Here is a 12,948-nt window from a genome sequence, read left to right as displayed (position 1 = left end):
CGTGACGACGCGGCAGTGCCCCGGGCGAGGGGGAAGCCCGGGGCACTGCCGCGTGTGGGGTTGGGGGTCAGGCCTGCTGCTGGTCCTCGGGGAGGGTGATCACCCAGCGGGTGTCCTGCCGGGGGCGCAGGTAGAACACCCAGTAGAGGGTGGCGGCGGCGGTGATGCCGCCGGTCCAGAGCAGGGGCTCGGCGTCCAGCTGGGTCATGACGTAGACCAGGACGGCGATCAGGACCACCGGGACGGCCGGCCACAGCGGCATCCGCCAGGCGGCGGCGTGCTTGTGGTGGGCGCGGCGGGAGAGCAGCGAGGCGATGGCGACCAGCAGGTACATCGCGGTCACGGCGACGCCGGTGATGTTGCTCAGCAGTTCGCCCTTGACGAAGCAGAGGGCGGCGCCGGGCACGCCGACGGCGAGGGTGGCGATCCACGGGGAGCCGAACCGGCCCAGGGCGCCGAAGGCCTTGTTGACCGGCTCGGGCCAGGCCTTGTCGCGGGCGGAGGCGAACAGCACCCGGGAGTTCTGGATGACCATGACGATGCCGGCGTTGATGATGGCCAGCGCGATGCAGAGGCTGATGAAGGTGCCGATCGCCGAGTTGCTCCAGGCGGTGACCATGCCGGAGATGTCGCCGGAGGCCAGGGTCTGCGGGTCGGGGGCGCCCATGGTGATGGCGGCGACCGGGATCAGGATGACGGCGGCGGAGAGGCCGAGCGTCCAGAGCACGGTACGCGAGACGTTGCGGCGGGGGTTCTCCAACTCCTCGGAGAGGTAGACGGCCGTGGAGAAGCCCTGGGTGACGAAGAGGGCGATGCCGAGCGCGCCGATGATGGCGCCGATGCCGACGGTGCTGGTGGTGCCGCCGTCCCCGGCGACCACGCCGTGCAGCAGGCTGGGGTGGTCGGGGTTGGTGTGGGCGAAGCCGAGCACCGAGACGACACCGGCCGCGACGACCTCCAGCACCAGGAAGATGCCGGTGATCCAGGCGTTGGCGCGCAGGTCGAGCAGACCGGCCAGGGTGGCGGCCAGCATCACCGCGGCGCCCGCGATGGGCTTGTCGACGTGCATGACCGGTGCGAGGTAGTCGGCGGTGCCGAGGGCGATGACCGAGGGGACGACCATCACCACGATCAGCGACTGGACGAAGACCAGCCAGCCGGCCAGCCGTCCGGCCAGGGTGCCGACCATCGCGTACTCACCGCCGGCGCTGGGGATCAGCGTGCCGAGCTCGGAGTAGCAGAAGGCGACGGCGATGCAGAGCACCGAGCCGATCGCGATGGCCAGGGCGGTGGCGCTGCCGATGCTGGAGAACAGCTGCGGCACGATCACGAAGAGCGTGGAGGCCGGGGTGACGCACGACAGCGTGAGCAGGGTGCCGCCCACGACGCCGATCGAGCGCTTGAGCGTCTGGGGCGCCGCACCGTCCGCAGTCGAGGCTGCGGGGACTGGCTGGCGAAGCGTGTCGGTCATAGGGCTTCCGATCGGCTCTGTCGGTCCTGGGACGGGAGCGGTATCGCCTCCGCTGACTGGCTGCTCGGGTCTGGTCCGGTCGCTCCCGGGCCGCAATGGAACCTTGGGCGGATTGATCGCGTCAACGGCCGGATTGCTTCGGAATCCGTTGCATGGAAGCGCATAAACATGCGATCCGCGTGATCGCGTAGGGCCAGTGTCAGGTATGTCCGAGTTGTTACGTTGGCCGCATCGCATGTGAATCGAAGGTGAGCAAGGTCTTGAAGGGAATTTTCGAAGGCTGAATCGCACCTGGATGGTGGCGCCCCAAGGCGCCTCCGAGCGGCCTCGCAAGCTCCCGGGCCGGGTACGGGAATCGCAGCCCCGCGCCGTAAAGATGTAGGTAACGTTTCAGCACCTGGGACGCGGAAGGGGCCGGGCCCTGGGAGCCCGACCCCTTCGATCACCCTGCGTAGCCGTCAGGCGGCCGCCGCTACACCACCGGCAGCCAGCCCGTCTGGACCATCTGCCCGCCCGTGGCCCGCCGCGACACGTACAGTCCGCGGCCCGGCGGCAGCGCCTGCGGCTTGACCGTCCCCAGCAGCGCGCCCTCGTCCCGGTTCCCGGACAGGATCACGCCCTGCCCGCCCAGCTCGCGCATCCGCTGCATCACCGGCTCGTACAGCGACCGGCCGGCGCCGCCCGCGCTGCGCGCCACGATCACGCGCAGCCCGATGTCCCGCGCGAACGGCAGGAACTCGGCCAGCGGCGCCAGCGGATTGCCCGAACCCGTCGCGACCAGCTCGTAGTCGTCCACGATCACGAACATGTCCTTGCCGCTGTACCAGCTGCGGTTGCGCAGCTGCTCGGCGGTCACCTGCGGCCCGGGCAGCCGGCGCGAACAGGCCCCGCGCAGCATGCCGACGACCGCCGACATGGCCGGCTGCGCCGCCGCGTACTCCACCAGGTACTCCGGCGGGACGGTGCCCAGCAGTGCGCGCCGGTAGTCGCCGACCACGATGCCCGCCTGGTCCGGCGTGTACCGCTCGGTGATCTGCTTGACCAGCATCCGCAGCAGCGCCGACTTCCCGGACTCGGTGTCGCCGAACACGATGAACAGCGGGTCGGTCTCGAAGTTGACGAAGACCGGCGCCAGCTCGGCCTCGTCCACGCCGAAGGCGACCCCGCGCTCCGGCTGCTCGGAGCCCTTCGGCAGCGAGAGCCCGTCGAGGACGGCCGGCAGCATCCGCACCTGCGGCGCGCGCGGGCCGGTCCAGGCCGCGTCGACGGCGGCGACCAGGCCGGCCACCCCCTCCTGGAGGTCGTCCACCGCGGACGAGCCGTCCATGCGGGGCAGGCCGGACAGGAAGTGCAGCCGGTCCGGGGTGACGCCGCGCCCAGCCAGCGCCGGGACGTTCTGCGCCAGCCGGCGGTCGACCTCGGACTCCATCGAGTCGCCGAGCTTCAGCTCGGTGCGGTTCTGCAGCAGGTCCTTGAGCGCCGGGCGCACCTCCGCGTACCGGGCCGCGGTGATGACCAGGTGGACGCCGTAGCCGAGCCCGCGCTGGGCGATGTCGCCGATGACCGGCTCCAGCACCTCGAACTCCTGCTTGAAGGTGTTCCAGCCGTCGATCACCAGGAACACGTCGCCGAACGCCTCGTCCGGCAGCTGCCCGGCCGCCCGGCGGGCCCGGTAGGTCGCGATGGTGTCGATGCCGGCCGCCCGGAACAGCTCCTCGCGCCGGTTCAGCACCCCGTGCACCTCGGACACCATCCGGCGCACCTTGTCGACGTCCAGGCGCCCGGCCACCCCGCCGACGTGCGGCAGCCCGGCCAGCGACTGGAAGCTGCCCGCGCCGAGGTCCAGCAGGTAGAACTGCACCTCCAGCGGGGTGTGGGTGAGACCGAACGACGCGACCACGGTACGCGCCACCGTCGACTTGCCCGAGCGCGGGCCGCCCACGATCAGGCCGTGGCCGGCCGCCCCCGCGAAGTCGAGCTCCAGGATGTCGGTCTTCTGCTCGCGCGGCTTGTCGACGACGCCGACCGGCACCCTCAGCCGGCCCACCGGGAAGCCCGGCGCGCTCAGCCCGCGCTCCGGCACCACCTGCAGCGGCGGCAGCAGGCGGTCCATGCTCGGCGCGTCGTCCAGCGGCGGCAGCCACACCTGGTGCGCGGCGGGGCCCTGGCCCGCCATCCGCTGCACGAAGACGTCGAGGACCGTGTCCACCAGCGCGTCGTCCTGCTCGGGCTGCTGCGTCGCCGCCTCCTGTGCGGCCGGCTCGGGCGGCGCCTCCACCTCGGCCGCGGTGAACACCACCGGCCGCGCGCCCGCCCGCTGCCCGCCGGTGGACCGCTGCTGTCCCGGCGCCCGGTAGGGCCCCGACACGTACGCGGCCTTGAACCGCTCCATCACGTCCTCGCCGAACTTCAGGTAGCCGACGCCCGGCACCGGCGGCAGGTGGTACGCGTCCGGCGCGCCGATCGCCGCCCGCGACTCGGCCGCCGAGAAGGTGCGCAGACCGATCCGGTAGGAGAGGTAGGTGTCCAGGCCGCGCAGCTTGCCCTCCTCCAGGCGCTGCGAGGCCAGCAGCAGGTGGACTCCCAGCGACCGGCCGATCCGGCCGATCTGGATGAACATCTCGATGAAGTCGGGCTTGGCGGTGAGCAGTTCGGAGAACTCGTCGATGATCAGCACCAGCGAGGGCAGCGGGTCCAGGGCCGCGCCGGCCGCCCGGGCCCGCTCGTACTCGTGGATGTTGGCGTAGTTGCCCGCCCGGTGCAGCAGCTCCTGGCGGCGGTGCAGCTCGCCCTCGATCGCGTCGCGCATGCGGTCGACCAGGGTGAGTTCGCCCTCCAGGTTGGTGATCACTGCGGAGGTGTGCGGCATGTCCGCCATGCCGGAGAAGGTCGCGCCGCCCTTGAAGTCGGCGAGGACGAAGTTCAGGGTCTCCGAGGAGTGCGTCATCGCCAGCGCCAGCACCAGGGTGCGCAGCAGCTCCGACTTCCCGGAGCCGGTCGCGCCGACGCACAGGCCGTGCGGGCCCATGCCCTCCAGCGCGGCCTCCTTGATGTCCAGGTAGACGTGCTCGCCGCTCGCGCCGACGCCGATCGGCACCCGCATCCGCTCGTGCTGGGCGCGCGGGCGCCAGCTGCGGGTGACGTCGAAGGAACCCGGGTCGCCGGAGTTCATCAGGTCGGTGAAGTCGAGGTTGGACAGCAGCGGTTCGTCGTCGCCGCCGGCCGAGATTCGGTACGGCGCCAACTGCCGTGCCAGCGCCTCGGACTGCCAGATGGACAGCAGGTCAGGCGTACCGGTGTAGGTCGCGCCGGACGCCGCGCGCAGCACCAGCTCCCCGGGGTTGACGGTCACCATCAGGTGCCCGCTCGGCTCGTCCAGCTCGCCCGGGACGACCTCGATCACGGTCACCCCCTGCACGCCCTCCGGGCTGGCGAGCAGCGAGTCGTGCGGCACCGCGGCGCCGTCGATCACCACCACCAGGTGCGGCTGGTCCGGCGGCGCGGCCGCGTCCCGGACGAACCGCTGGCGGCCGGAGAGTTCGTCCTGGAGCAGGTACTCCAGTTCCGCCAGACCGGTGGCGGTCAGCCGGCGCGAGCCCGCGCCGTCGGTCTCCTTGCGGTGCTGGTTGTGCGGGAGCCACTTGGTCCACTCCCACTCCTCGGCCGCGCCCGGCGCCGCCGCGACCGCCACCAGCAGGTCGTCCGGCGAGTGCAGGGTGGTCAACTGGGCGATCATCGCCCGCACGTTGCCGTACACCGAGTCCGGGTCGCCGCACACCGTGACGTGGTAGAAGGCGCGCAGCGACACCGCGAGCGGCAGGTCCTGGAGCGTGCCGTGCGCGCTCAGGAAGGAGTGCATGGCCGCCGCCGACAGCGGCTCCAGCTCGTCCATCGGCGCGGTCTGCGGCGCCACCAGTGGTGTGGACAGCTGCACCGGCCCGAGGCCCACCCGGATCTGCGCGAAGTCCGCGTCCCCGGTGCGGCGCTCCCACAGCCGGCGCCCGTCCGCCACGATCGACCACAGCTGGTCCGGCGCCGGGTTCAGGAACAGCAGTGCGCCGCGCTGGCTCTTTGCGGTACGGCGCACCCGGCGGCGCATCTGCTGCAGGTACTTGAGGTAGTCACGGCGGGCGTCGGACGTCGCGGTGGATCCGCCGCGGCGGGCCCGGACGATCTGCGCCAGCGCCATGCCGACCGTCGAGACGATCATCAGACCGCCCATGATCTTCATCGGGGCCGGGGACGTCGGCGCGAAGAAGAACACCGACGAGCCACCCATGCCGAGCATCGGCAGGATGCTCATCATCCAGTCCTCGCCGCCCTGCCGGGGCAGCTCGGGCGGGCCGACCAGCTCCACAGGCTCGTCCGGCACCGCCGGCGGATACGCCCTGGCCGCGCGCTTCACCATGATCACACCCATGCGCCCCCCCACCCCGTGGCGTTGATCGCTGAATACGGCATCAGGCCGCGCCGATCCTACTGGTCGCACCCGCACTCTCCGCCAGCCGCGGACCCTCCGGCCGCCCCGGTGTCGCCACCACCGGTCACGAACCGAGCGGGTAGGGTAACGCCGCGCCAACTCGCGGGCGCGCCGGGCGGGTTCGCCGCGGCACCGTCAACAGGGGGGAACGCCCAGTGCGTCGAACGACCGAGGCGGGCGCATGAACGCCGCCACCACCGGATTCTGCCGGGTCACCGTCGTCACCCCCGACCGCCGGATCGACGTCGCCCTGCCCGAGGACCTCGCGCTCGCCGACGTCTACCCCGAGGTGCTGCGACTGGCCCGGGCCACCCAGCCCGACGGCACCCCCACCGGCTTCCACCTGGTCCGCCGGGACGGCACCGTCCTCGACAGCAGCCTGTCGCTGGCCGCCCAGCACGTCCGCGACGGCGACCTGCTCGCGCTGCGCCCCTTCGCCGAATCCCTCCCGCCCGCCGTGTACGACGACGTCGCCGACGCCATCGCCGCTGCCGTCGAGGCCGACCGCCGGTTCTGGAGCCCCGAACTCATGCGGGCCTTCGGGCTGTCCGGCGCCACGGTGCTGCTCGCCCTGCTCGGCTTCGCCCTCTGGTGCTCCGCGCTGCGCCATGACATGCACGGCCTGCCCGGCATCCTGGCCGGCGTCACCGCCGTCGTCCTCACCGCCCTGGCCGGGGTCCGCGCCCGCGTCTACCGGGACACCCGGGCGGCGCTCGCGTTCGGCCTCGGCGCACTGCCGCACGCCCTGATCGCCGGCAGCGGCATCCTCGCCGCCACGCACGCCGGGGACGGCCCCGGGCGGCTGCAGTTCCTGGCCGGCTGCGTCACCGTCCTGGTCGTCGCCGTGCTGCTGGCCGGTCTGCTCCCCGAGCGCGACGCGGTGTTCGTCGCCGCGGCCGTCGCCGCCGCCGCGGGCGCGCTCGCCGGCTTCGCCGCCGTCCTGCTGCCCGGCACCCCGGCCGGCCACATCGCCGCCGTCACCGGCGTCACCGCCGTCGCCGCGATCGGCTTCCTCCCCGGGCTGTCCGCCCGCTTCGCCCGGCTGCCCGTCGGCTTCAGCGCCCCCGGCCAGGCCCGCACCCGCAGCCGCGAGCACGAGGAGGAGAACCGCGCCGAGACCGTCCAGTACGAGCGGATCGCCCAGCAGGCCCGCCGCGGCCACGAGGTCCTGGTCGGCCTCGTCGGCGGCTGCGCCGCGGTCGCCGCCGGCGCCTGCGCGGTGCTCGGCTTCACCGACGAGGCCTTCCCCGAACTCCTCGCGCTCGTGATCGGCCTCGCCATCATGCTGCGGGCCCGACTGTTCCGCTACACCTCGCAGGTCCTCGCCCTCACCGTCGCAGGGCTGCTCGGCCTCTCGCTGCTGATCGCCGGCCTGGCGCTGCACACCCCGCGGTTCATCCGCGCCGCCGCCGGCCCAACCGACGTCGACCTGCGCACCGTCTGGCTGGCCTGCGCCATCGCCTTCGGCGCCGCGGTGCTCGCCGCGATCGCCCTCGTGGTGCCCCGACTCGGCGTCTCCCCGTTCTGGGGACGCATCCTGGACCTCGTCGACGGCCTCACCCTGATCGCCCTCGTCCCGCTGGCCCTCGCCGTCCTGAACGTCTACCGTCTGGTGCGCGGCGTGACCGGCTGAGCACCGCCGACGGCCCGGGTGGGCGGCACTGGTACGCTTGGCCTTCGAGCGCAGCCGTGTGTCCGCCCCCGGTGGGTCGCAGACCGCCGGCCGCGCTCGTCACGACACCGAGTTCTCGATGAGTCCTGTGTTGTCGACCAGGACCGCTCGGTAGACCCTGAAGGAGTTGCAGTGGCTCTCGCCTCTGACGTCAAGAAGCAGATCATCGCCGAGTTCGGCACCAAGGAGGGCGACACCGGCTCCCCCGAGGTCCAGGTGGCCATGCTCTCCCGCCGCATCTCGGACCTGACCGAGCACCTCAAGGCCCACAAGCACGACCACCACTCGCGTCGTGGTCTGCTGATCCTGGTCGGCCAGCGTCGCCGCCTGCTGCAGTACCTGGCCAAGAAGGACATCGAGCGCTTCCGTACGCTCGTCGACCGTCTGGGCATCCGCCGCGGTGCCGCCGGCGGCGCCCGCTGAGAACGCCGCTCGGGGCGGCTCCCCACACCGGGGAGCCGCCCCTCGCGCGTATGCCGCGGCGCGATGAACCGCGGCACCCGGGCATAACAACTCGCGCGCACCTCCCCAGGTGGCCGAGGATTGCACCGTAGGGTTGTGGGCATGCCGGGTGATGGCGCACCAGCGCGCCACCCAGGCAGAAGGACCCCAACCCCCCAGCGGGCCGAAGGCTTCAAACGGAAGCCGCCCGCATCCGAGAGAGCGTCCAGACGCGGACCGCCCGTCCCGGCCCGGCAGCCGTGAGGCGCCGGTCCTCGGTAGTGGCCCCCGGAAGCCCCGCAGACGAGCGGGGCACCCCGGAGGCTTCGATCGAAGACCGGCCCGACTGCCGCCCTCCCCGACCGGGAGGGCCAGGGCCAACCGGCAGGCAATGCGCGGGGACGCTCTCCCGGAGACGTACGAAAGAGGAGATCTTCCAGGTGGAAGAGAACGTGTTCTACGCCGAGGCCGTGATCGACAACGGTTCCTTCGGCACCCGTACCATCCGCTTCGAGACGGGCCGCCTGGCCCGCCAGGCCGCCGGCTCCGCCGTGGCCTACCTGGACGACGACACCATGGTGCTGTCGGCCACCAGCGCGTCCAAGCAGCCGAAGGAGCACTTCGACTTCTTCCCGCTGACCGTGGACGTCGAGGAGCGGATGTACGCCGCGGGCCGCATCCCCGGCTCGTTCTTCCGTCGCGAGGGCCGGCCCTCCGAGGACGCGGTCCTCACCTGCCGCCTGATCGACCGCCCGCTGCGCCCGTCCTTCGTCAAGGGCCTGCGCAACGAGGTCCAGGTCGTCGTCACCGTGATGGCGCTCAACCCCGACCACCTGTACGACGTGGTCGCCATCAACGCCGCGTCCGCCTCCACCCAGCTGGCGGGCCTGCCGTTCTCCGGCCCGATCGGCGGCGTGCGCGTCGCGCTGATCAAGGGCCAGTGGGTCGCCTTCCCGACCCACAGCGAGCTGGAGTCGGCCGTCTTCGACATGGTCGTCGCCGGTCGCGTCCTGCCGGACGGCGACGTCGCGATCATGATGGTCGAGGCCGAGGCCACCGACAAGACCATCAAGCTGGTCGAGGGCGGCGCCGAGGCGCCGACCGAGGAGGTCGTGGCCGCCGGTCTCGACGCCGCCAAGCCGTTCATCAAGGTGCTGTGCGCCGCGCAGTCGCAGCTGGCCGCCCAGGCCGCCAAGCCCACCGGCGAGTTCCCGGTCTTCCTGGACTATCAGGACGACGTCCTCGCCGCGCTGACCGCCGCCGTCAAGGACGAGCTGGCCCAGGCCCTCACCATCGCGGGCAAGCAGGAGCGCAACAACGAGCTGGACCGCGTCAAGGCGCTGGCCGGCGAGAAGCTGCTGCCCGAGTTCGAGGGCCGGGAGAAGGAGATCAGCGCCGCCTACAACGCGCTGACCAAGAAGATCGTCCGCGAGCGCGTCATCAAGGACAAGATCCGCATCGACGGCCGCGGCGTCACCGACATCCGCACCCTGGCCGCCGAGGTCGAGGCCATCCCGCGCGTCCACGGTTCGGCCCTGTTCGAGCGCGGCGAGACCCAGATCCTGGGCGTCACCACGCTGAACATGCTGCGCATGGAGCAGCAGCTCGACACGCTCTCCCCGGAGACGCGCCGCCGCTACATGCACAACTACAACTTCCCGCCGTACTCGGTCGGCGAGACCGGCCGCGTGGGCTCGCCCAAGCGCCGCGAGATCGGCCACGGCGCCCTGGCCGAGCGCGCCATCCTGCCGGTGCTGCCCACCCGCGAGGAGTTCCCGTACGCCATCCGCCAGGTCTCCGAGGCGCTCGGCTCCAACGGCTCCACCTCGATGGGCTCGGTCTGCGCCTCCACCATGTCGCTGCTGAACGCCGGTGTGCCGCTGAAGGCCGCCGTCGCCGGTATCGCCATGGGCCTGATCTCGCAGGAGATCGACGGTGAGACCCACTACGTCGCGCTGACCGACATCCTCGGCGCCGAGGACGCGTACGGCGACATGGACTTCAAGGTCGCCGGTACCCGCAACTTCGTCACCGCCCTCCAGCTGGACACCAAGCTCAACGGCATCCCGGCGTCGGTGCTCGCCGCCGCGCTGAAGCAGGCCCGCGACGCCCGCCTGCACATCCTCGACGTGATGAACGAGGCCATCGACTCCCCGGACGAGATGTCCCCCAACGCGCCGCGCATCATCACCATCAAGATCCCGGTGGACAAGATCGGTGAGGTCATCGGCCCCAAGGGCAAGATGATCAACCAGATCCAGGAGGACACCGGCGCCGAGATCACGATCGAGGACGACGGCACCATCTACATCGGTGCCGCCGACGGCCCGGCCGCCGAGGCCGCCCGCACCACGATCAACCAGATCGCCAACCCGACCATGCCGGAGGTCGGCGAGCGCTACCTGGGTACCGTGGTCAAGACCACGACCTTCGGTGCGTTCGTGTCGCTCATGCCGGGCAAGGACGGCCTGCTGCACATCTCGCAGATCCGCAAGCTCGCCGGTGGCAAGCGCGTGGAGAACGTCGAGGACGTGCTCGCGGTCGGCGCCAAGGTCCAGGTCGAGATCGCCGAGATCGACCCGCGCGGCAAGCTCTCCCTGATCCCGGTCATCGAGGGCGAGGAGGGCGGCGAGGCCGCTTCCGAGTGAAGCGCCGCTAGCTGACCCCTTGCGGCCCGTACGCCTCCCCGGCGTGCGGGCCGCACCCTGTTGTTCATGCGTTCGTACGCGCGTCTTCCTACGGAGGTACCCCCCGTGGCCCAGGCCCCGGCGGTAAAGCAGCGTCCCGGCACCACCCGGACCCTGCTCAAGGGCGTCGACGGCGCCGGCACGGTGCGCCGCACCGTCCTCCCCGGCGGCCTGCGGGTCGTCACCGAGACCCTGCCGACGGTGCGCTCCGCGACCTTCGGCATCTGGGTCGGCGTCGGCTCGCGGGACGAGACCCCGCAGCTGAACGGCGCCACCCACTACCTGGAGCACCTGCTCTTCAAGGGCACCGAGCGGCGCAGCGCGCTGGACATCTCGGCTGCCCTGGACGCGGTCGGCGGCGAGATGAACGCCTTCACCGCGAAGGAGAACACCTGCTACTACGCCCGGGTGCTGGACACCGACCTGCCGCTGGCCATCGACGTGGTCTGCGACATGCTCACCGGCTCGCTGATCCGCACCGAGGACGTCGAGGCCGAGCGCGGCGTCATCCTCGAGGAGATGGCGATGGCCGAGGACGACCCGGGCGACGTGGTGCACGACCTGTTCGCCAAGGTGATCTACGGCAGCGGCCCGCTCGGCCGCCCGATCCTCGGCACCCAGGAGACCATCAAGACGCTCACCCGGGACCAGATCGCCGGCTTCTACCACCGCCGCTACCGGCCCGAGCACCTGGTCGTGGCCGCGGCCGGCAACCTCGACCACCGCAAGGTGGTCAAGCAGGTCGAGCAGGCCTTCGCCCCCGTCCTGGCCCGCTCCTCCGCCGCCCCCGCCGAGGCCCGGCGCGGCGTCAAGGCGCTGCGCACGGCCGGCAGGGTCGAGGTGCTCAACCGCGCCACCGAGCAGGCCCACCTGGTGCTGGGCGTGCCCGGCGTGCCGCGGCACGACGAGCGCCGCTGGGCGATGGGCGTGCTCAACGCGGCCCTCGGCGGCGGGATGAGCTCCCGGCTGTTCCAGGAGATCCGCGAGAAGCGCGGCCTGGCCTACTCGGTGTACTCGTACTCCTCGTCCTACGCGGACAGCGGCCTGTTCGGCATCTACGCCGGCTGCCAGCCCAAGCGCGTCGAGGAGGTGCTGCGAATCTGCCGCGCGGAGCTGGCCAAGGTGGTCGCCGAGGGCATCACCGAGGAGGAGCTGCAGCGCGCGATCGGCCAGATCTCCGGCTCCACCGTGCTCGGCATGGAGGACACCGGCTCGCTGATGAACCGGATCGGCAAGGCCGAGCTCAGCTACGGGCACCACCTGTCGGTGGACGACATGCTGGCCCGGATCGCGGCCGTGACCCTGGACGACGTCCGGGCGGTCGCCCGTGATGTGCTGGGTGCGTACCGGCCGTCGCTGGCGCTGATCGGCCCGGTCAACGACAAGCGGGCGGCCAAGCTCGCCGATCTGCTGGTGTGAGAGGACGTTTCGCTATGACGCTGCGTGTCGCCGTGATCGGCGCCAAGGGCCGGATCGGCTCCGAGGCCGTCAAGGCCGTCGAGGCCGCGCCGGACATGGAACTGGTCGCCACCCTCGGCCGCGGGTCCCGGCCGGAGGAGCTGACCGAGGCCGGGGCGCAGGTCGCCGTCGAACTGACCCACCCGGACTCGGTGATGGGCAACCTCGACTACTGCCTGCACCACGGCATCCACGTGGTCACCGGCACCACCGGCTGGACGGACGAGCGGCTCGCCACCGTCCGCGGCTGGCTGACCGAGGCACCGGAGCTCGGCCTGCTCATCGCGCCGAACTTCTCCATCGGCGCGATCCTCGGCATGAAGTTCTCCCAGATGGCCGCCCGGTACTTCGAGTCGGTCGAGGTCGTCGAGCTCCACCACGACCGCAAGGCCGACGCCCCCAGCGGCACCGCCACCCGCACCGCCCAGCTGATCGCCGCAGCCCGGGCCGAGGCCGGCCGCCCGCCGCAGCAGGACCCGACCACCCACGGCCTGCCCGGCGCGCGCGGCGCCGACGTGGACGGGGTGCCGGTGCACGCCGTCCGGCTGCGCGGCCTGCTCGCCCACCAGCAGGTGATGTTCGGCGACACCGGCGAGACGCTCACCATCCGGCACGACTCGCTGCACCACAGCAGCTTCATGCCGGGCATCCTGCTGGGTGCCCGCAAGGTCGTCGACCACCCGGGGCTGACCTTCGGCCTCGAACACTTCCTGGACCTGTGACCGTGCTCGTTGTTGGG

7 protein-coding genes are annotated in these 12,948 nt (G+C 71.9%); 5 read left to right on the top strand and 2 right to left on the bottom strand.

Annotated elements, in window-relative coordinates; all coding sequences use genetic code 11:
* Positions 1-67: 67 nt before the first annotated feature.
* Together F7Q99_RS08245 and eccCa are read right to left on the bottom strand one after the other, a co-directional pair.
* Positions 68-1,471: an APC family permease gene (locus tag F7Q99_RS08245; protein WP_153460699.1), complete on the bottom strand. Its 1,404-nt coding sequence runs from the start codon at positions 1,469-1,471 to the stop codon at positions 68-70.
* A 472-nt stretch (positions 1,472-1,943) separates the two neighbouring features.
* Positions 1,944-5,891: a type VII secretion protein EccCa gene (gene eccCa / locus F7Q99_RS08240; protein ID WP_153460698.1), complete on the bottom strand. Its 3,948-nt coding sequence runs from the start codon at positions 5,889-5,891 to the stop codon at positions 1,944-1,946.
* Positions 5,892-6,132: 241 nt separating this feature from the next.
* Here eccCa and eccD point away from each other — a divergent pair, with 241 nt between their 5' ends.
* From eccD to dapB, 5 genes are all read left to right on the top strand, one after another.
* Complete coding sequence (eccD, locus tag F7Q99_RS08235) at positions 6,133-7,584, top strand: type VII secretion integral membrane protein EccD (protein ID WP_153460697.1); 1,452 nt, start codon at positions 6,133-6,135, stop codon at positions 7,582-7,584.
* A gap of 171 nt (positions 7,585-7,755) precedes the next feature.
* Entirely contained in the window at positions 7,756-8,046 is a 291-nt protein-coding gene (gene rpsO, locus F7Q99_RS08230) for a 30S ribosomal protein S15 (protein WP_238741294.1), read from the top strand.
* Between the two features lie 458 nt (positions 8,047-8,504).
* A complete protein-coding gene (locus tag F7Q99_RS08225; RefSeq protein WP_326846421.1) occupies positions 8,505-10,712 on the top strand; it encodes a polyribonucleotide nucleotidyltransferase in 2,208 nt (735 codons plus the stop codon).
* Between the two features lie 66 nt (positions 10,713-10,778).
* The gene (locus F7Q99_RS08220; protein ID WP_153460696.1) at positions 10,779-12,170 is read left to right on the top strand and encodes a M16 family metallopeptidase; all 1,392 of its coding nucleotides are present in this window, start codon (positions 10,779-10,781) and stop codon (positions 12,168-12,170) included.
* A 14-nt stretch (positions 12,171-12,184) separates the two neighbouring features.
* The gene (gene dapB / locus F7Q99_RS08215) at positions 12,185-12,931 is read left to right on the top strand and encodes a 4-hydroxy-tetrahydrodipicolinate reductase (protein ID WP_153460695.1); all 747 of its coding nucleotides are present in this window, start codon (positions 12,185-12,187) and stop codon (positions 12,929-12,931) included.
* Positions 12,932-12,948 lie beyond the last annotated feature (17 nt).

Origin of the sequence: Streptomyces kaniharaensis (assembly GCF_009569385.1) — a bacterium.
In the GTDB taxonomy this organism is placed as follows: Bacteria; Actinomycetota; Actinomycetes; order Streptomycetales; family Streptomycetaceae; genus Kitasatospora; species Kitasatospora kaniharaensis.
This window is presented reverse-complemented; position numbering and strand designations above follow the sequence as displayed.

Bases quoted from the DNA above. Each gene is read 5' to 3' on its own strand.
- F7Q99_RS08245 (WP_153460699.1), bottom strand. From the start codon at position 1,471: ATGACCGACACGCTTCGCCAGCCAGTCCCCGCAGCCTCGACTGCGGAC.
- eccCa (WP_153460698.1), bottom strand. From the start codon at position 5,891: ATGGGTGTGATCATGGTGAAGCGCGCGGCCAGGGCGTATCCGCCGGCG.
- eccD (WP_153460697.1), top strand. From the start codon at position 6,133: ATGAACGCCGCCACCACCGGATTCTGCCGGGTCACCGTCGTCACCCCC.
- F7Q99_RS08220 (WP_153460696.1), top strand. From the start codon at position 10,779: ATGCGTTCGTACGCGCGTCTTCCTACGGAGGTACCCCCCGTGGCCCAG.
- dapB (WP_153460695.1), top strand. From the start codon at position 12,185: ATGACGCTGCGTGTCGCCGTGATCGGCGCCAAGGGCCGGATCGGCTCC.